Here is an 18,657-nt window from a genome sequence, read left to right as displayed (position 1 = left end):
AAAATAGACTGAACTGTACCCGCATTCCACTTCACTCGTGGAGCTCCCCGTGGCTTACTCGCAAGATCTGCTCGACTCTCTTCACAATATCGCAACGCAACTCCGAATTGACTCGATCCGTGCGACGACCGCCGCCGGCAGCGGACATCCCACCAGCTGCATGTCTGCCGCTGAGATCATGGCGTGCCTTTTCTTCTCGGTGATGAATTTCGATCCGCAAGATCCCCACAATCCCGCCAACGACAAATTCGTACTCTCGAAAGGTCATGCTGCCCCAGTTCTTTATTCCACCTGGGCAGAGCTGGGATTCATCAAGCGCGAGCATCTGCTTACGCTGCGGAGAATCGATTCCGATTTGGAAGGCCATCCGACTCCGGTTCTGAAGTTCGTCTCTGTTCCGACAGGTTCTCTAGGGCAAGGAATTTGCGTCGCGCTCGGCATGGCGCTGGATGCGCGAGTCGATGGATCAAATTTTCGCGCGTACGCCTTGCTCGGCGATGGCGAGAACGCCGAAGGCTCGGTCTGGGAAGCGGCGGAACTGGCGGACCATCACAAGGTCGACAATCTCTGCGCGATTGTGGACGTGAATCGTCTCGGCCAAAGCCAACCAACCATGCTTCAGCATCACCTCGACATTTATAAGCAGCGTTGGGCGGCATTTGGTTGGAATGCACTGGTCGTAGACGGCCACGATCCGAAACAACTGCTCGAAGCGTTCGACAACGCGAAGCAGACCAAAGGTCGGCCCACTGTAGTCCTGGCACGCACTTTTAAAGGTAAGGGCGTTTCTTTCCTGGAAGACAAAGATGGCTGGCACGGCAAGCCACTGAAGCAAGAAGAAGCTGACAAAGCAATTGCTGAGCTCGAGAAGCAGTTCGTCAAATCGAGTGTGCCCGCGCCGAAACCGTCTAAGCCGACCGGCAAACCAAAGCAATACGGTGCCTATAAGCATGTTCCTTCTCCTCAATATGAGCTTGGGAAGGAAATCGCCACGCGCGAGGCCTGCGGACATTCACTGGAGCAGGTGGGCAAGATTAATGAAAACGTCGTCTGTACCGATGGCGACGTTGAGAACTCCACATACACCGAGTTCTTCCAGAAGGTCGCTCCGAAGCGCTTTTTCGAGGGTTACATCGCCGAGCAGAACATGGTCGGCATGTCGATGGGCTTTGCCGCTTTGGGAAAAATCGCGTTCACTTCGACCTTCGCCTGCTTCCTTACCCGCGCAGCAGATTTCATTCGTTTGGCCGGCCTCGCTCATCTGAATGTGAAATTCATTGGCACGCACGTAGGAGTGTCGATCGGCGAAGACGGATCATCGCAGATGGGACTCGAAGACATGAGCCTTTTCCGCGCAATGGCGGAATCCGTTGTTCTCTATCCGAGCGATGCCGTAAGCGCCTGGTACGCCGTCGATCTTGCTGCGTCTCACCATGGAATCTTCTACATTCGCAGCGGAAGACCCAAGCAGCCCGTGATCTATAAGAACGACGAGGAGTTCGAAATTGGGAAAGCCAAAGTGTTGCGCCAGAGCAAGGATGATGCAGTCACCGTCGTCGCTGGCGGTATTACTCTGACAGAGGCATTGAAGGCCTATGACGAACTGAAGAGGCAAGGCATTCCAATCCGGGTGATCGATCTTTTCAGCGTTCGTCCCGTGGATACGGACGCGCTTCTAAAAGCGGCAGCAGCAACCAACAACACCATCATTACAGTTGAAGATCACTATGCGGCCGGGGGCATCGGCGATGCCGTAGCTGAGGCAGTTGGACCAGAAGGAGTGAGGGTGCATCGTCTGGCGGTGCGCGAGGTTCCTCACAGCGGTAAAGCGGACGAGTTGCTGGCTAAATACAAGATCAACTGGCAGGCAATTGTCGAAGAAGTGCACGCCGTAGCTCCGGCTGCCGTGCGCTGAAAATCGATTCGAACCAAACACCAACCACGGATCACGCCGACGCTTGGGAAACGGATTGCTCAAAAAGACAAAATCCGTAACATCTGTGCTATCCGATGGGGTATTCAGAGTTACAGATTTCTGGCGCGGTGCTCTTTGAGAATGCAGCGATTCATCACGACGGTAATTCCTGCATCTCGCGCACGTTTGGCCGCGGTTTCATGGATTATTCCCTCCTGCAGCCACAAGGCAGGAATTTTCGAGCGAATTGTTTCTTCCACGATCTCGGGAACGAACTCGGGCCGCCGAAACACGTCTACGACATCAATCTTCTCGGGCACCTCGGACAGGGTGGAATAAGCCTTCTCTCCCAAAACGGAACTCTCGTTCGGATTCACCGGAATGATGCGGTAACCCTTGCGCTGCATGTACTGCGAAACGCCAAAACTCGGCCGCATCGGATCGGAAGATAAACCGACTACTGCAATCGTCTTCACCCGACCAAGCAGTTCGCCTATTTCATCGCTGACGATCGGCTTCATAGTTTTTCCCTGCTGTGACCTGACTACTCGCCTATTCTCCACCCTTGCCACCCGGACTTGTTCGCATCTTGAAGAGCTTGAGACCCATCTTACGCAGAGTCTCAGGGATATTCTTGTTCATCGAAAGCGTTCTTAGGTCGGGAGTTAGCAGGTTCTTGATTAGCCCTAAGGAAAGATCAAGCGGGGTGCGAGGGTTGTTGCACAGGTTGCGAACCACCACATAGTTCTTCATGAACTTGTGGTTCCGCGCGATATCGCGCAGCACGTTCTCGCGCACGTTCTTCATGTTGGCAAAGCTTTCGATCTCCTGATCACTGACCTTCGGCGAAGCCAGCACGGCAGAAGAGACGAGCTTTGACGAGTCTCGAATCAGAATGTTGCGCTCTTCGCGCGAGCCGGTCATCGCGACTTTGATGCGGTCGCTTACTTTCATTCTGGCCAGCTTCTGCAACACCGAAAGCCGCTCATCTTGCGCCGCGCTCTTTCCTTTTGCCGTCTCCAGAGCCTGCGGGGTGATTTCGGCGGACTGTTCGTCGCCGGTCTCGTCCACACCGCCCATCAGAGCAAACGGTCTGGCTTCCTTCTCCTCGGCTTCTAGTTCGGCGGCGTGTTCTTTGAGCCACTCCAGAACGTGCGTGTCGGTGACGGTCCCCATCTCCGCCACATCCACACCTAACGATGACAGCTTCTGTGTTAATGAGTCGTGCTCCTCGGGAGCGATATTGGGATTCCCGAGGAGTCGCTTCAGAATCTTCGCCGAGCCTGTCACGCGCGGACTCACCAGCAGCATCGTGAAAACTTCGCGACTGGCAGTCTCAGCAACTGCAGCCAGAATGTCGTCCGAAACCGAAGGATTCTCGAACAAGACGGGCAGCAGCTTCGGACGACGATTGCGGGGAGCAAGGAAATAATGCAGAACTTCGCGCGACGTGTTCGGATCAGCCAGCGCTGTTATCGAACCAACTTCGTCAAACCCCGCCAATGTCATTCGCGCTTGCTCCCCGAAAATGGCGTGATCGCTCAGGTAAATCAGAATCTCCAGCATTTCTCCTGGAGATACGGCCAGAGCGCCCCGCGATGCTGAGCGCATCACGCCCGCCGGCACGGCCGACTGCTTCATCATTTCGATGAGTCGTGGCATTCGGCTTTAGGAGACGCCTGCTTCACGGCGCATGAGAAGGTATCCGCGAATGAAGGGGGCCAAATCTCCATCGAGCACTCGGCTGGGATCACCGACTTCCACTTTGGAACGATGGTCCTTGACGAGCTGATATGGGGCAAGCACGTAGGAGCGAATCTGGGATCCGAAATCAATATCGAGCTTGGAGTCTTCCAGCTTCTTGGTTTCAGCCCGTTTCTTCTCCAACTCGTATTCGTACAGCTTTGAACGCAGAATCTTCATGGCGCGGTCGCGGTTCTTGTGCTGCGAGCGCTCGTTCTGACAGCTCACGACGATGCCGGTTGGAATGTGGGTGAGGCGCACGGCGGAATCAGTAGTATTCACGTGCTGGCCGCCCGCACCGCCCGAGCGGTACGTGTCGATCTTGAGATCGGTTTCTTTGATGTCGATCTGAATCGATTCGTCGATCTCCGGAGAGACAAAGACGCTGGCGAAGGAGGTGTGACGCCGCTTCGCCTGATCGAACGGAGAGATGCGCACGAGACGATGTACTCCAATTTCGCCGGTGAGTAATCCAAAGGCGTAATCGCCGTTCACGGTGAACGTCGCTGATTTAATGCCGGCTTCTTCGCCCGCCTGGTAGTCGTTCAGGACGGCTTCAAATCCCTGACGCTCCGCCCATCGCAGGTACATGCGCATGAGCATCTCCGCCCAATCCTGCGATTCCGTGCCGCCCGCGCCAGGATGGATTGTTACGATCGCGTTGCGCGCGTCGTTTTCTCCGGCCAGCAGCGTCTGCGTCTCCAACTTGTCGACAACTTCCCGCAGATTGTTGATTTCTCGGCGGAGATCGCCGTCGACGTTCTCGCCTTCGCGCGCCAGTTCGAAATAAGCTTCGATATCCTGCGTGCGACGGGTTAGATCGTTCTCGTTCGCCAGCGCGGCTTCGATGCGCTTACGTTCGCGCATGGCTTGTTGCGAGAGTTCCTGATTTGACCAGAAGTTGGGATCGGAGGCTTTTTTTTCTACTTCGGCGAGCTGCTCGCGCAGTCGAGGCGCGTCAAAGATACTCCCGCAGATCATGGGCCTTCGCGCGGACGGCCGCGTATTCGCGTTCCAGTTCTTCAACCATCATTTTGGGTTCCCCGGTCTGCATAGAAATCACTGGCGAAGCCGTTGTGGCAAACGTCCGCTGAGCGCGGCCATGATCAGAGCCAGTACTGAAATTATCGCACAGGCATGCGCGAACCAGTCCCCATGCCGAGTGTAGAAAGTGGTTCCCGATTCGAAGCCGTAAGGCGCCTGCAGGACAGTTCGCACGTTGCGTGGAGCCGTAGCGACCAGCTCCCCTAGTGGGCTGATCGAAACCGTGATTCCGTCGTTGGTGGCGCGAAGCAGCCAGCGTCCATTCTCGATCGCTCTCATCCGCGCCATGTTGAGGTGCTGACCTGGCGCGCCGTAGTCGCCATACCAGCCATCATCGGAAAGGTTGACGAACAGCTCGGCGCCATTTTGCGCGAACCTGCGCACTTCATCAGGAAAAATCGATTCGTAGCAAATGAACGTGCCGACTCTATGATCATCGACGTTCAGGGAATTGCGCTCATTTCCACGCGAGAGGTCCCCGATATCATGTGTTAAAGATTCGGCAAAACTCAACAGGCGCCGAAATGGAACAAACTCCCCGAACGGAACCAGATGGATTTTGTCGTAACGCGCGCCCATGCTGCCGTCGGGCTCGATCAACTGCGCAGAATTAAACACTTCAGAATTGTCTCGTTTGTTTCCGGGGCTCACGCCAAGGCTGCCGATGATCAGGTAAGCGCGCGAGTCTTGCGCCAGCGCGAACATCCAGTGTCGAAATTTTGGATCACTGGTAAAGAAGGGAGCGGGAGACTCCGGCCAAACAATCAAACGCGAATTTGAATCTTGAGGCATCGCTTTTGCAGCCTCGCTACTCAGTTGAACTAGCTGCGCAATGGTTTGGTCATAAAAGGCAGGAGCCCAATTGGTCTGCAGGATAGGAAGGTTTACCTGCACGAGATCGGCAATATGGTCTGGATGTACCGGCGGATACGGCACTGCCGCGCCAGACTGAAGGGCGACTGCTCCAAGCAAAGCGACAAGGGCAACGCCCAGGCGTCGTTCTTGCGGCAGCAGAAATCCGAGTGCAAAGATCGTGTTTACCAGAGCAACAACGAACGAGAGTCCGTACACACCTGTGACGGCCGCAATGCGCGTCAGCGGAACGTTGTTGACCTGCGCGTATCCGAGCAGATCCCAGGGAAAGCTCGTGATATGAGCACGAGCCAGTTCAACTCCAACCCATAGCACTGGGACCAAAATCAACACGCGACCATTGGCGAAGGAGCGGCTTCGCGTGAGCAGCCCAAGTAGAAGTCCGAAAAGGGCGTGATACAACGCGAGATACAGACAGAACAAAATGAGCACCCCGACGGCCACAGGCTCAGACAAGCCGCCGTATACATGCATGACGTGAAAGATCCAGTAGCAGGTGCCTGCGTACCAGATCACCCCGCTGCAATACGCGAGTAGTACGCCGCGAAGCATAGTCGGTGAGTAGCGCCGATCAATTAGGGCGACCAGCAGAGGGGCTAGCGCAATCCAGCAGAGGAAATAGAAACTCGGCGATGGAAAGCAGAGTATCTGCAGGATCGCAGAGAGGAGTGCCAGCAGCCATCCGGTCCGAGGAGATGGTCGCATCAACGCAAGTTTACCGGATACAGGCTATCACCCGTATCAGCGAATTTTCCTTTGAGATCAGGACAGTGGCAAAGGAACCGTGCTGAGTTGGCGGCATGCAAAAAACCCACTCATGAATCCAATGAGTGGGTTTCAAGTTGAACTCTTGCGATAGGCGCTCTCTAGAACAAATTCCAGAGGTACTGATTGTAGACATCGTGGTGATACTGAACTTCCGGCGTCTTGACGAATGTTCCCAGCAGGCGAGGGCATCGATCGGCTGACGCTTTCTTTAAGTCTGCGTAACGCCCCTTCACGTCGGCGCCCAACATTTTCGTCGTCCATTCTGCGCCGAGGAAATTATCAATTGCGGTGTAAATGTTATCCGGCAAATAACGCTCCGCTTGGCGCAAGTTCTTGATCTTCGATACATCACCTTCGAGACCTGTACGGAACACCGAGTACATCACCATGTATGGATTCGCATCCGGACCGACAGACCGGACTTCCACGCGCGAGGTCTTTTCGTTGCCGATGGGAATGCGGATCATCGAGCCACGATCCACAGGCGATGCTTTGATTTGGTTAGGCGCCTCGAAGTGAGGATCGAGACGGCGATATGCATTCACGCTGGCATTCAGCATCAGGCAGATGTCGTTCGCGTGTGTGAGAATTCGATCGATGAATCCCCAACCGTTTTTGGAAAGCTTCTCTTCCCCTTTTGGATCCCAGAAAGTGTTCTTTCCGTTTTTACTAACAGAGACGTTGGTGTGCATTCCGCTGCCGTTTACCCCGACGACTGGCTTAGGTAGGAACGACGCCGTATATCCCATTTTGGTAGCGACTTGGCGGCAGATTAGTTTGTAGAGTTGAATCTGATCAGCGGCGGCTACGGCTTCGCCGTAACTATAGTTAATTTCAAATTGAGAAGGAGCGACTTCCGGGTGATCCTTCTCATTCTGGAATCCCATGGCACGCTGCACTTCTGCAGTTGTATCGATGAAGCTGCGCAGCGGATCGCCCGGCAGGGAGTGGTAATAGCCGCCCGTGTTCACGTAGTTGAATTTGGCGGTCTCGTGATATCGGCGTTCCGCATCCGCTCCTTCAAACAGGAAGCCTTCGATTTCGTTGGCGGCATTGAGCGTGAGCCCTTCGTTCTTGTGGAGAGCTTGCGCCCACTCTTTGAACATGCCGCGAATGTCGGCTGTATAAGGTGTTCCGCCCTTGTCGATCACGTCGCCAAAAACGAGAACTTTTCCCGGACCGAAGATGTCGGCTGGAGCCCAATAAAACGCTGCCCAATCGATTCCCAGGCGCAGATCGCTCTCGCGCTGCGCAGTGAAGCCGCGAATCGAAGAACCGTCGAATGTGAGGTTGTCGTAGGCGCGCAGCAGGAATTTCTTGTCGTAGTCGAGCATGTGCAGACGGCCTTCGAGGTCGCTGAATAAGACGGTAACGGCCTTGATGCGCTTCTCGTCAGTGAGATAACGAAGACGCTCTTCCTGCACCTCGTGGAACGGAACTCGCTGTTTGCGCTTCTCCTTCGCGTCCAGATTCAGTTGTTCCAATTCGTCGTAAGGAATGGCGAGAAAATTTCGAAGTTCGTTCGACATGCGTCTCCTCAGAATGAATTCGTCACAAAGCAGCAGAGCAGAATGCAAAGTAGAGTATCTGAGCAGTTGGCCGCGCCCAAATAAATTTAATTGATGGGGGATATACGTCTTTTGTGCTGCAGAATTGCGGCTGCCGCTCTCTCGCATCCGCTAGAATGTATAGCGCATGAATGCGCTGCTCCAAACCGCGTCCGGGATCTTCGTCGTTCTGTTCTTAGTCGGAATCGTGGGCTCGATGGTGGTTGTGCTGATTAGCTTCGTCGAAGATCTCGAACTGCTGGCTCAAAGCGACGATGCGGCTGAGATTGACCGTACAAAATCGCAAGCGTACAGTTAAACCTCGCGAAGCCTCCTAAGCGCCTGATTGTCTCTGCCCGCCAGGCCTGCGGGACGAGTTTGGCAGCAGGTTCTGCTAACGAATGTCCTCTGGTTCCCAGATACTCACGCCTTCCAACCGGGTACGAATCGTAGTCGCCTCTTCGGTGGCGCTTACGTTTATCTCGTATTGGCGCGCAGCTGCCATCGTTCTCAACGATCTGGGATCATCCGCTTATTACGTCGGCGGCATCGCCGAAGACGCGTTTGGACGCTCTGCTCCCTGGTTCATTTTGGGAGTGATGCTCTTCTCGTTCGCGGTCCGCGCAGTGTACGTCGAGAGCTGCTCGATGTTCGTGCGCGGCGGCGTCTATCGCGTAGTCAAGGAAGCGCTCGGCGGGACCTTGGCGAAGCTCAGCGTCTCCGCGCTGATGTTTGACTACATCCTCACTGGTCCCATTTCGGGAGTATCTGCGGGCCAGTACATCGCCGGTCTCGTTAACGAGCTTTTCAGCAAAGCGGACGCCCACGGCTGGATCGGCCCGGGCATCCACGCGATGTTTCACGGGACACCGCAGCTAAATGTGAATACTGCGTCGGTCGTGATCTGTCTTGCGGTCACGCTTTATTACTGGTGGGAAAACATCAAAGGCATCGAGGAATCGAGCGACAAGGCCCTCCGCGTAATGCAGATCACCAGCATCATGGTCGTGCTCCTGCTCGGCTGGGCGGTGATCACGCTGTTAAAGCGAGGTGGCGAGCTGCCGCCGTGGCCGACGCCTTCGAACCTGCACTTCAACGAGACCTCGCTCGGATTCCTGCAGCACACCAGTGTCGCCAGTGCGTTTGGCCTTTTCGGCATCCTTATGGCCTTTGGGCACTCTGTGCTGGCCATGAGCGGCGAAGAGACCCTGGCCCAAGTAAATCGCGAAATCGCGCATCCGAAGCTGAAGAACCTGAAGCGCGCCGCGATCATCGTCGCCATCTACAGCTTCCTATTTACTGGAGTGGGCACGCTGCTCGCGGTGATGATCATCCCGCAGCAAGTGCCAGTCGCGAGCTACGAGAACAATCTCCTGGCAGAGCTGGTGATGTGGTTCAACGGCCCGCTGGTGCTCCGACTGCTCTTCCGCACGTTCGTCGTCGTCGTTGGTTTCCTGATCCTCTCCGGCGCGATCAATACCTCGATCATTGGATCGAATGGCGTGTTGAATCGTGTATCAGAAGATGGAGTTCTGACCGACTGGTTCCGCAAGCCGCAGCGTAAATACGGGACCAGCTATCGCATCGTCAATCTGATCGTCGGCCTGCAGATCATCACGATTCTGCTCAGCCGAGGCGACGTCAATGTCCTGGGCGAGGCGTATGCGTTTGGCGTGATCTGGAGTTTCACCTTCAATAGCTTCGCCATGCTGGTGCTGCGCTTCAAGTACAAAGGCGAGCGCGGCTGGAAGGTTCCTCCGAATATACGGATCTTCGGTAAAGAGATCCCGCTCGGTCTTCTCTCAGTATTCATGGTGCTGCTCACGACCGCATTGGTGAATCTCGCGACCAAGAAGGTAGCGACCGTCAGCGGCGTGATGTTCGCCGCGGCGTTCTTCGTCATTTTCACTATCTCCGAGCACACGAATGCAAAGAAGTTCAAGCACGCGGAAAAGGAGATGAAGGAGCACTTTCAACTACTCCACGAAGAGCGCATCGAGCGTGAAGCCGTCGGCGTGCGTCCGGATTGCACGCTCGTCACCGTTCGTGACTACAACACGCTGTTGCAATTGCGTTGGGTGCTGCAGAGTACCGACACAACGGAGAATGATGTGGTCGTCCTTGCCGCAAGACTTACTGGACCGGGCAGCGGCGAGGTCGATCTCTCCAGCGAGCAGATCTTCAGCGATCATGAGCAGACGCTGTTCACCAAGTGCGTCAGCATCGCAGAAAGCTATGGAAAGCACATTTCTCTGATGGTCGTCCCAGCACGCGATGTGTTTTCCGCGATTGTGCAGACGGCGAATTCGCTGGGAGCCGCACGCGTGGTGGCTGGATTGTCAACGAAGATGACCGCCGAGGAGCAGGCGTTCCGCATGGGGCAGGCTTGGGAAGGTGCATTGCCTCCGAAACATCAGTTTGTGTTTCAAGTCGTACTGCCAGGTCCGGAAGTGCGGAGCTTCCGTATTGGCCCGCACAATCCTGACTTAAAAACTGAAGACGTGATGCTCGTCCATCGCCTATGGCTCGACGCGCGGAGACAATCGGGCATGGAGGAGTTGCATCATCACGATATCGTCACACTTGCGCTCACTCGCCTTGCATCCGACTACTCGCGCGACCGCCAGAGCATTCTGAAAGATCTGCGCGGAACCAGCGACGGTGTGATTGGCAAGACTCCTGCCCGTATCGGTCCAAGCGGCAAGCCTTTGCCGAATCCAGTCCCACCGACAGAGCCGCGACGGCATTAATAAACAGAACCGCCGCTGGACCGAGCCCTCGACAGCCTCCGATATTCCGGCTGCTTCTAAGACACATTCGGAGTCGACGTGACCCGGAGCTGCCTATTCGCCATCTCCGGCCCACCGCCTACCAGCGGCGGATCTTTCATGCTTCATTTCCCATCAACGAGCGCATGATCCGCCGGAAGCGCTTTTCCCGACCACATTTGTTGTGACGTCCACGGCGCGTCAGCGCTGTTCCAGAATGGGTCGGACGGAGGCAGTCCGAGCGGCAAGAATGCGGTTGCGCAGAGATACAAACTGCCGGTTGAAATGTAGCCTTCAGCTAATGTCGGCTGGTGTCCGGCGAATCCAATGCGGAGCCAACCGTTTTCGTCAAATGTTCCCGGCGCCTCGATCTGTTTACGAATGACAGCAGTGAGAGCGCAACGGACCTGCGCCGGTGTCACCAGCTCGGGAAGTTCGTGCATCCATGCCATCTGCGCAAGCGCGTGGAAGGCCCCGAAGCGGTAAGTAATTGAACGACCGACCGCAGGGTAAGTCCCGTCTGGTGCGATCAGCCTCTCTTGAATTTCCGCATAACGGCGAGCACGCTTCAGTTCACTCTGGTACTGCGAAGCATCCTTCGTGTCTTTCTGCTGCAGCACGGCCAACACGTCGACCAGCATGGGATGAATCACGAAACTGTTGTAGTAGTCGAAGTGGAAGAACTCTCCGTCGCCGTAAACGCCATCGCCTTTGTACCAACTCAGCATCCGTTCGACACAGCGCTCAAGACGATCTTCGATCGTCTGCTCACCGAAAACGTGTAGCGCAGCTTCAACCGTCGCGGCGAACATTACCCAATTATTTTTATCGGGAGTGGGAATCGAGCGCGAGGATTTCAGCGCGTCGATAAGTTGACGCTTCACGCGCTGATCCAGCCGGTTCCATAGAGCATCGCGAGCACGCAAAATGCCTTCCGCTAGGAACGCTGCATCTACCAGCGGCTGATTGCCGTCAGAAAAATTCATAAAATCCGGGGAGCGGGGATCGGTAGCAGCATCGAGAGAGGCATAGGTGAGGTTGAGGAGATGTCCTTGCCGTGTGCCTTCGGATTGATCCAGTCCAGTGGCGCCAAGCCATGGAGCGATGCCCGCGAGCAACCGACCAAAGGCCTCGAGATGTGTGTACTTGGCACGATCGCCGGGATAGGCAGCCTCGACCGGCATCACTTTCTTTAATCGGCGCTTCGCTAGGCCGTCGAGAACGGGTAGAGCGACTTTTTCCAGAACAGTGAGCCAGTAGGAGCGTGTTTCCCCATTCGGGATCGCAGCTGTGATGGCGGTGGAGGCCGACGAGGAGCAGAGTCCGGCAATGCCGCAGGAGATCGTGGACGTGAGAAATTCTCTGCGCGTGTTCATGAATTCAGGGAACGTCGGCAGTCGATGTGTGCCGGAGATGACTGAATGGCCAGCTCCGGGCTGCGCAATGCCATCTGCAACCTAATAAGGCACGCAGCCGCAACAAACGCGGCTGCCCCACCGCCTATCGTCGGCGGTTCTGTTATTGCCCCCCGACACTCTCGGCGTACCTGCGGAAGAAGCTCTGCTGCTTCCATTCCGGACGCTTCGAATTGTCGGCGATGGTCAGCATGAGCTGACTTATGATTTGCTCATACTTTCCTGCCGCGCTCTGATCAACCGGTTGGCTCAGATCGTCCAAAGGGGCGTGGTACCGCTGATGCAGCCAGTCGTGGAACGTTTTGTCGTCCGCCGAGCCGGGCTTGTAACCGACCTTCATCGTGATCGCGGGAATTCCGTGGCGGATAAAGTTGTACTGATCGCTGCGGATGAAGCTGTTGCGCTGCGGCTCAGGATCGTCCTGCACCTCGACGCCATCTTTCTCCGCAACGCGTCGCAGATCATCGCCCAGATCGGATTCATTCAGTCCATAGACCATCACCGACTTCATCGGGTACAGCGGCAGGAACATGTCGATGTTGATGTCGGCCACTATCGCATTCTTCGGAACCGTTGGACGTGCAGTGAAGTACTTTGAGCCGAGCAGACCTTTTTCTTCTCCCGTCACAAACACGAACAGAAGCGAACGCTTGGGCTTTTCCTGCGCGCTCTTCAGAGCGGATGCAACGTCGAGTAGGACAGCGTCTCCTGATGCATTGTCCATCGCACCGTTGTAAAGCTTATCGCCGTTAATGGGCTCGCCAATGCCGAGGTGGTCAATATGCGCGGAGAGCACTACGTACTTGTCTTTCAAGTTGGGATCGCTGCCTGTGAGCTTGCCAATCACGTTCGCCGATTGCACATCGTGCCTGATGGTCTTAGTGCGAGCCCGCAACGAGATGTTCAGAGGAAAGCGCGGCAGCTGCTTGCGTTCCTTCGCAACATCGACGACTTCCTGAAATTTGTGTCCTGAATTCGCGAAGAATTTATCCGCGTGCTCGGGATTGATAACTCCCGCGATCTTCTCGCCTGCCGTGTCGTTGAACTCAGCACCGACCAGCTGCATGCTGGGATGCGTGCGGGAAAGACTCATGCGCGACCACGGGATGTCCATCGATGCCGGATTGGGAATCGACAGTGCACCGATCGCGCCGGCTTCTTTCAATACCCTCCATCGCTCTGCGGCGGTTTGATAATGCGATCCGAGTGGGCCGGGAATATTAGCCGGAATTCCAGAAAACACAACCGCGATTTTGCCTTTCAGATCGAGCCCGGCGAGGTCGTCATAGCTCTCTTCTGGAATCTTCAATCCATAGCCCACGAAGACGAGCGGCGCTTCCACTTTGGGCGCAAGGTCAACGCGAGTGGAGAAGAACGCGTCTTCACCAAGCGTGAGCAGCTCTGCTTTGCCCTCCTTCATCAGCGCCATGCTCGAATTTTTCTCGTCGATTGCTCGTGACGTGAGCTTCACCGGCTGGTAGTAGCCCTGCGTGCCCGCGGGCTCGACACCAGCTTGCTTGAGCTGATCGACAACGTATGCCTCTGCTTTCTGCAGACCGGGACTTCCGGTCTCGCGTCCTTGCATGTTGTCGTCGGCCAGGACCTTGACGTGGTCCCACCAACTCTTGCCGTCGAAGTCTTTGGGCGGATTGGGAACGTCTTGGGCGATGAGGAGCGTGGCCGTGAATAGGACTACCAGGGATTTGTGCATCGAGTTCTCCGGTCTAGCAGGATAAAACAGAACCGCCGCCGGTAGGCGATTGATCGGAGCTGGTCAGATGGCCAGCTCCGAGTTGCACGATGCTGCATGAATTGCGCGCGTGCCGCCGCCACGACACAAGCGACTGCACCGCTGACTAGCGCCAGCGGTTCTGTCCCGCATTCATCTCCTCAGCAGTTGAACCCAACCCTGCAGTGAGTTAGCTTGAAAAGACCTCGATGATCATTGAAGCCCTGCATCAGGTGGCGAACCATCGCGAATCGCTCTCGCGCGACGCTGCGCGCGACGTGATGTCGGAAATCCTTTCCGGCGGCGCAACCGACGCCCAGATTGCGGCGTTGCTGGTCGCACTGCACATGAAGGGCGAGACGGTCGAGGAGATAGTCGGATTTGCGGAAGCGATTCGCAAAGCTTCAGCTCCTCTCGCTCTTCGTGACTCAGCGCTCGACGTGAGCGGCACGGAACGCGACGCTCTGGTCGATACGTGCGGCACAGGCGGCGATGCCAGCGGCACCTTCAACATCTCTACTGCTACGGCGCTCGCTGTTGCCGGCGCGGGCGTGCGCGTCGCCAAGCATGGCAATCGCAGTGTGAGCTCGCGCTGCGGATCGGCCGATGTAGTGGAAGCACTGGGAATCAACATCACTCTGCCGCCCGCGCGGGTCGCTGAATGCCTGGACGCAGTTGGCATTGCATTTCTCTTTGCGCCCTCCATGCATTCGGCAATGAAGTACGTCCAACCCGCGCGACGCGAACTACGCTTGCGCACAGTTTTTAATCTTCTTGGGCCGCTGTGCAATCCAGCGAACGCTTCGGCGCAGGTCGTTGGAGTTTATTCATCTGCGCTGGTCGAAAAGCTCGCACGCGCACTGCAAATGCTTGGTCTAAAGCGCGCTCTGGTTGTACACGGGACAGACGGGCTCGACGAGATCACGATTACCGGCCCGACTCACATCGCTGAAGTCCGCAATGGCGAGATTCGCGAGTACGAAATCTCCCCTGAGGAGTTCGGGCTGCGTAGCGCTCCCATTTCGGAAATTCAGGGCGGGGACACGAAAGCGAACGCCGAGATCATTCGGAACATCGTCGCTGGGGAAAAATCTGCCCGGCGCGACGTAGTGTTATTGAATGCTGCGGCGGCTCTGGTGGTTGCAGGTCGTGCAGACTCGATTGCTTCGGCAATGCCGATTGCGGCGGAGTCTCTGGATTCAGGCGCCGCACGGGAGAAGCTGAAAAAGTTGGCGGAGTTCACTTCGGGAAAGCGAAGCTAGCGTGGAGCCGGCTGCCTTCAGCCTGGTGTTGGAAAGGTCGCCAACTGCGTGAATGTTTTGCCCCTTCAGCAGCCGAATCCCACAATCGCGAAATTCCACCCAAACACCCGGGCGGAGGCGCCCGGCTCCACGTTGTCTTGTAGAATTTTTGGGTTCCCTCTCGAAACTGCATGCCGCGCTACGAATACCGCACGCTTCATCCCGACGCCGAGAAGAGCTTTCTCGCTTTCATCGATCATCTCGATAAAGAATTCGACAATCCCAATCCGACACATCGTAGCGAGGTCGTGCGCGATGCCCTACATCAGATTTACCTCGGTCGGCCTTACGCGCTCGCAGACGAAAACGAGCCGTACGATAACGCTTCGGTGACCTCGCAGCTTGCGAGTCGAGCAGTTGCTCATTCGTTCGATCCGCGCAACGTCACGCTAGAACCCGAGTATTACGGGGACATCGACGCGAAAAAATATGAGCCGCGCAAGCCACTGATCTGGCTTTGGATGATGTTTGACCGGTCGCCTCTAGGTCTGAATCACTGGCTGGGATACCGCATGCGCTACATGATCGCCCGCCATGTGCTCAAACACATTGGGAAGAACGTGAAGCTGTTCCACGGAATCGAGGTATCATTCGGCTACAACCTTACTATCGAAGACAACTGCGTCATCCATAAGTATGTTCTGCTCGATGATCGCGGCGAACTCATCATTCACGAAGGCAGCTCGGTCTCCGACTACGCCAACGTCTACTCCCACGAGCACGACCTCAATGACTCCATGATCATCACCAACCAGAAGACAGAGATCGGTCCGAGAGCTCGCATCACCTATCACGCCACCGTAATGAGCGGAGTCAAAGTCGGTGAGCATGGACTGGTCGGCGCTATGGGCGTGGCAACGAAAGACGTGCCTCCGTTCAACGTAGTCGCTGGAATTCCGGCAAAGACGGTGAAGGTGAAGACGATAGCTCCGGAGCGGTTAGAGGGGACAGGGGAGAGGGAACAGGAAAGACGCCGACGCTAATCGCTTGTTTTCCTGCGTCCTACAACCTGTTCCCTGTCCCCTGCACCTGTTACCATCGAATCTCCGCGGATGAATTTCAAGGTTGTAATCATTGTTTTCGAAATCGTCGTGTTTCTGTTCGCCATCAGCGTGCATGAGTCGTCGCATGCGTGGATGGCGAATCGGTTGGGGGATCCCACGGCGCGGATGTTGGGACGCATCTCGCTCAATCCCATTCGCCACATCGACATTGTTGGAACGATTCTCCTGCCGGCGATCGCGGCGATTACAGGTATTCCCCTGCTCGGCTGGGCAAAGCCAACACCGGTAGACACGCGTAACTTCAAGAATCCCGTTCTTGATGACGTCCTCACGGCGGTCGTGGGCCCTATCAGCAACTTTGTTGTGGCGATTGGCTGCTTTGTTGTACTGATTATCATCGGTAAGAGCTCGATAAATGGACTGATGATTGTTCAAGCGCTTGCACGAAATGGAATTGTCGATACCTCGTCTTCACTCATGCCGATCGCGTTATTCTTTCATCTAGCACTTGAGTTAAATATCTTGCTGGGAATTTTCAATCTGATCCCTCTATCGCCCCTCGATGGCAGTCACGTAATCCGACATTTTCTACCGGAAGGCGTGCGTCGCGGCTTTGATATTGCTGGCATTTCCCTCCTCTGGCTGCTAGTGCTGTTCGGCGGTAATTTTCTCGGCGCAGTTCTGGGATCAGTAATGAGTATCTTTGACGTTCGCTTACTATCGCTAAGACTTTGATGGATCACGCTCCTACTCAATCTCTAACTTCCACGCATAACCCGAACACCTCTGGACGCAGGCAGCGAATCCTGAGCGGTATGCGTCCGACGGGCAAACTTCATTTGGGCAACTACGTGGGTGCACTCGCCAACTGGGTGAAGCTCCAGCGCCAGTACGACTCTTACTTCTTCATCGCCGATTGGCACGCGCTTACCAGCGACTACGCCGACACGTCTGCGGTGAAGCAAAGCTCGATTGAAGTGATGCTGGACTATCTCGCCGCTGGATTGGATCCGCAGACGTGCACGATGTTCATTCAGTCACACGTCCCGCAGCACGCCGAGCTGCATCTGTTGCTGTCGATGATCACGCCACTGGGCTGGCTGGAACGGGTGCCAACCTACAAGGAGCAGCAGCAGAATATTCGCGACAAGGATCTGAACACCTACGGATTTCTAGGCTATCCCCTGCTGCAGTCGGCGGACATCATGATGTACCAGGCAGATTTTGTGCCGGTCGGTGAGGACCAGGTTCCGCACATCGAGATCACGCGTGAGATCGCACGCCGTTTCAATGGGTTCTACCCGCGAGTGGTCAAGTCTGCCGATAAAGATCCGCAGCGTAGTTATGTTTTCCCAGAACCGCAGGCGCTCTTGACGCCGTCGCCCAAATTGCCGGGCACCGACGGACGCAAGATGTCGAAGTCATACGGCAACTCGATTCTGATGAGCGATCCTGAAGCTATCGTCAGGCAGAAGCTAAAGACTATGGTCACCGATCCGGCTCGTGTGCGCCGCACTGATCCGGGGAACCCGGATGTGTGCCCTGTCGGAGATGTGCATAAGATTTTCAGTTCTAGCGATACACTGCAGAAGGTCTACGCCGGCTGTCGCAGCGCGGGAATCGGCTGCATCGAGTGCAAAAGTTGGGCAGCCGACGCTCTGGTTGCTGTGCTGAATCCAATGCAGGAGCGGCGGCGGCATTACGAGCAGAATCCGCAAGAGGCGTGGGACCTGCTCGAAGATGGTGCACGTCGCGCAAGCCGCACCGCTGAGGCTACGATGGAGGAAGTTCGGGTGGCGATGAAGATGTCGAAGGATTACGAAGCGCCTGCGGGGCAGGCGGCGACGAAGTGAGATGACGCAGACGCAACCAATCAAGCGCGAGCCCAGCGAATTCCCTTTCGCGGTGACCGTGGGACAAGTCTACGAGGGCCCCCTCGATCTTCTGCTCGATCTAATTCGCAAGCAGGATATCGACATCTACGACATCCCTATCGCGAAACTCACCGCGCAGTATCTGGGATACGTAGAACGAATGAAGCAACTCGATGTGGACGTAGCCGCCGAGTTCATCTACATGGCCTCGCTGCTCATTCACATCAAGTCGAAGATGTTGTTGCCGCGTGATCCCGACGCCCCGACCGAAGCTCAGGAAGATCCACGCAATGAATTAGTCGAGCGCCTGCTGGAGCATGAGAAGTTCAAAAGTGCCGCGCAGATGCTGCTGCAGAAGCAGCAGATCGAGGAAGCGGTCTGGACCAATCCGGCACTGAAAGAATTTAGAGAAGACGAAGGCGCCGAGCCGGAGATGGCCGCGGATGTTGTCGATCTGGTGCGGACATTCCAATCGATTCTCGATCGTCTGCACGAGCGTCCTATATTGCAAGTGAATGAAGACGCGGTCACAGTAGGGCAAATGATCGATTATCTGCGTCGCCGTCTGCTGCTCGAAGACAAACCGCTGCGGTTGAAGCGTCTGCTGCAGCCAATGCAATCACGCAACGCTCTGATCTGCACGTTTCTAGCACTGCTCGAACTCGTGAGGCTGCAA

Annotated in this window: 15 protein-coding genes; 8 read left to right on the top strand and 7 right to left on the bottom strand. The window is 55.9% G+C overall.

Features of this window, described 5'->3' with window-relative positions:
* The first annotated feature begins 49 nt into the window (after positions 1-49).
* The gene (locus tag VFU50_17700; protein ID HEU5234700.1) at positions 50-1,915 is read left to right on the top strand and encodes a transketolase; all 1,866 of its coding nucleotides are present in this window, start codon (positions 50-52) and stop codon (positions 1,913-1,915) included.
* Positions 1,916-2,025: 110 nt separating this feature from the next.
* Here the strand turns inward: VFU50_17700 and VFU50_17695 are convergent, their stop codons facing one another.
* The 5 genes from VFU50_17695 to VFU50_17675 form a co-directional block, all read right to left on the bottom strand.
* Positions 2,026-2,436 carry a CoA-binding protein gene (locus VFU50_17695; GenBank protein HEU5234699.1) on the bottom strand — a complete coding sequence of 137 codons (411 nt, stop codon included), beginning with the start codon at positions 2,434-2,436 and terminating at the stop codon, positions 2,026-2,028.
* Positions 2,437-2,467: 31 nt separating this feature from the next.
* Positions 2,468-3,577 (bottom strand): hypothetical protein, encoded by a 1,110-nt coding sequence (locus tag VFU50_17690; GenBank protein ID HEU5234698.1) that lies wholly within the window; start codon positions 3,575-3,577, stop codon positions 2,468-2,470.
* Positions 3,578-3,583: 6 nt separating this feature from the next.
* A protein-coding gene (prfB, locus tag VFU50_17685; GenBank protein HEU5234697.1) for a peptide chain release factor 2 occupies positions 3,584-4,688 on the bottom strand; the annotation gives its coding sequence in 2 pieces (ribosomal slippage) (positions 3,584-4,618 and positions 4,620-4,688; 1,104 coding nt in all).
* A gap of 29 nt (positions 4,689-4,717) precedes the next feature.
* Positions 4,718-6,280: an apolipoprotein N-acyltransferase gene (lnt, locus tag VFU50_17680; protein ID HEU5234696.1), complete on the bottom strand. Its 1,563-nt coding sequence runs from the start codon at positions 6,278-6,280 to the stop codon at positions 4,718-4,720.
* Positions 6,281-6,441: 161 nt separating this feature from the next.
* On the bottom strand, positions 6,442-7,872 hold the full coding sequence (locus tag VFU50_17675; protein ID HEU5234695.1) for a glutamine synthetase family protein: 1,431 nt from the start codon (positions 7,870-7,872) through the stop codon (positions 6,442-6,444).
* A gap of 166 nt (positions 7,873-8,038) precedes the next feature.
* Here VFU50_17675 and VFU50_17670 point away from each other — a divergent pair, with 166 nt between their 5' ends.
* Positions 8,039-8,209: a hypothetical protein gene (locus tag VFU50_17670; GenBank protein HEU5234694.1), complete on the top strand. Its 171-nt coding sequence runs from the start codon at positions 8,039-8,041 to the stop codon at positions 8,207-8,209.
* Positions 8,210-8,291: 82 nt separating this feature from the next.
* On the top strand, positions 8,292-10,640 hold the full coding sequence (locus tag VFU50_17665; protein ID HEU5234693.1) for an APC family permease: 2,349 nt from the start codon (positions 8,292-8,294) through the stop codon (positions 10,638-10,640).
* A 143-nt stretch (positions 10,641-10,783) separates the two neighbouring features.
* On the opposite strand, the gene VFU50_17660 is transcribed toward VFU50_17665, so the two are convergent.
* Together VFU50_17660 and VFU50_17655 are read right to left on the bottom strand one after the other, a co-directional pair.
* On the bottom strand, positions 10,784-12,034 hold the full coding sequence (locus tag VFU50_17660) for a DUF2264 domain-containing protein (GenBank protein HEU5234692.1): 1,251 nt from the start codon (positions 12,032-12,034) through the stop codon (positions 10,784-10,786).
* Between the two features lie 142 nt (positions 12,035-12,176).
* Positions 12,177-13,784 carry a M28 family metallopeptidase gene (locus VFU50_17655; protein HEU5234691.1) on the bottom strand — a complete coding sequence of 536 codons (1,608 nt, stop codon included), beginning with the start codon at positions 13,782-13,784 and terminating at the stop codon, positions 12,177-12,179.
* A 227-nt stretch (positions 13,785-14,011) separates the two neighbouring features.
* On the opposite strand from VFU50_17655, the gene trpD reads away from it, so the two are divergent.
* The 5 genes from trpD to VFU50_17630 form a co-directional block, all read left to right on the top strand.
* Positions 14,012-15,064, top strand: coding sequence for an anthranilate phosphoribosyltransferase (gene trpD, locus VFU50_17650; GenBank protein ID HEU5234690.1), 1,053 nt, complete (start codon positions 14,012-14,014; stop codon positions 15,062-15,064).
* A 170-nt stretch (positions 15,065-15,234) separates the two neighbouring features.
* Entirely contained in the window at positions 15,235-16,086 is an 852-nt protein-coding gene (locus VFU50_17645; GenBank protein HEU5234689.1) for an acyltransferase, read from the top strand.
* Positions 16,087-16,155: 69 nt separating this feature from the next.
* Entirely contained in the window at positions 16,156-16,842 is a 687-nt protein-coding gene (locus tag VFU50_17640) for a site-2 protease family protein (GenBank protein ID HEU5234688.1), read from the top strand.
* On the top strand, positions 16,842-17,960 hold the full coding sequence (gene trpS / locus VFU50_17635; protein ID HEU5234687.1) for a tryptophan--tRNA ligase: 1,119 nt from the start codon (positions 16,842-16,844) through the stop codon (positions 17,958-17,960). Before VFU50_17640 ends, trpS begins: the two co-directional genes overlap by 1 nt.
* 1 nt (position 17,961) lies before the next feature.
* A partial coding sequence (locus tag VFU50_17630; protein HEU5234686.1) for a segregation/condensation protein A occupies positions 17,962-18,657 on the top strand: 696 nt, incomplete at its 3' end.

The organism is Terriglobales bacterium (genome assembly GCA_035764005.1).
Classification (GTDB): domain Bacteria; phylum Acidobacteriota; class Terriglobia; order Terriglobales; family Acidobacteriaceae; genus Gp1-AA112.
The sequence above is the reverse complement of the archived record's forward strand: the minus strand, read 5'-3'. Positions and strand labels throughout refer to the sequence as shown.

Coding starts and splice junctions, on each gene's coding strand:
- VFU50_17695 (HEU5234699.1), bottom strand. CDS start 2,436: ATGAAGCCGATCGTCAGCGATGAAATAGGCGAACTGCTTGGTCGGGTG.
- VFU50_17690 (HEU5234698.1), bottom strand. CDS start 3,577: ATGCCACGACTCATCGAAATGATGAAGCAGTCGGCCGTGCCGGCGGGC.
- lnt (HEU5234696.1), bottom strand. CDS start 6,280: ATGCGACCATCTCCTCGGACCGGATGGCTGCTGGCACTCCTCTCTGCG.
- VFU50_17675 (HEU5234695.1), bottom strand. CDS start 7,872: ATGTCGAACGAACTTCGAAATTTTCTCGCCATTCCTTACGACGAATTG.
- VFU50_17670 (HEU5234694.1), top strand. CDS start 8,039: ATGAATGCGCTGCTCCAAACCGCGTCCGGGATCTTCGTCGTTCTGTTC.
- VFU50_17665 (HEU5234693.1), top strand. CDS start 8,292: ATGTCCTCTGGTTCCCAGATACTCACGCCTTCCAACCGGGTACGAATC.
- VFU50_17660 (HEU5234692.1), bottom strand. CDS start 12,034: ATGAACACGCGCAGAGAATTTCTCACGTCCACGATCTCCTGCGGCATT.
- VFU50_17655 (HEU5234691.1), bottom strand. CDS start 13,784: ATGCACAAATCCCTGGTAGTCCTATTCACGGCCACGCTCCTCATCGCC.
- trpD (HEU5234690.1), top strand. CDS start 14,012: ATGATCATTGAAGCCCTGCATCAGGTGGCGAACCATCGCGAATCGCTC.
- VFU50_17645 (HEU5234689.1), top strand. CDS start 15,235: ATGCCGCGCTACGAATACCGCACGCTTCATCCCGACGCCGAGAAGAGC.
- VFU50_17640 (HEU5234688.1), top strand. CDS start 16,156: ATGAATTTCAAGGTTGTAATCATTGTTTTCGAAATCGTCGTGTTTCTG.
- trpS (HEU5234687.1), top strand. CDS start 16,842: ATGGATCACGCTCCTACTCAATCTCTAACTTCCACGCATAACCCGAAC.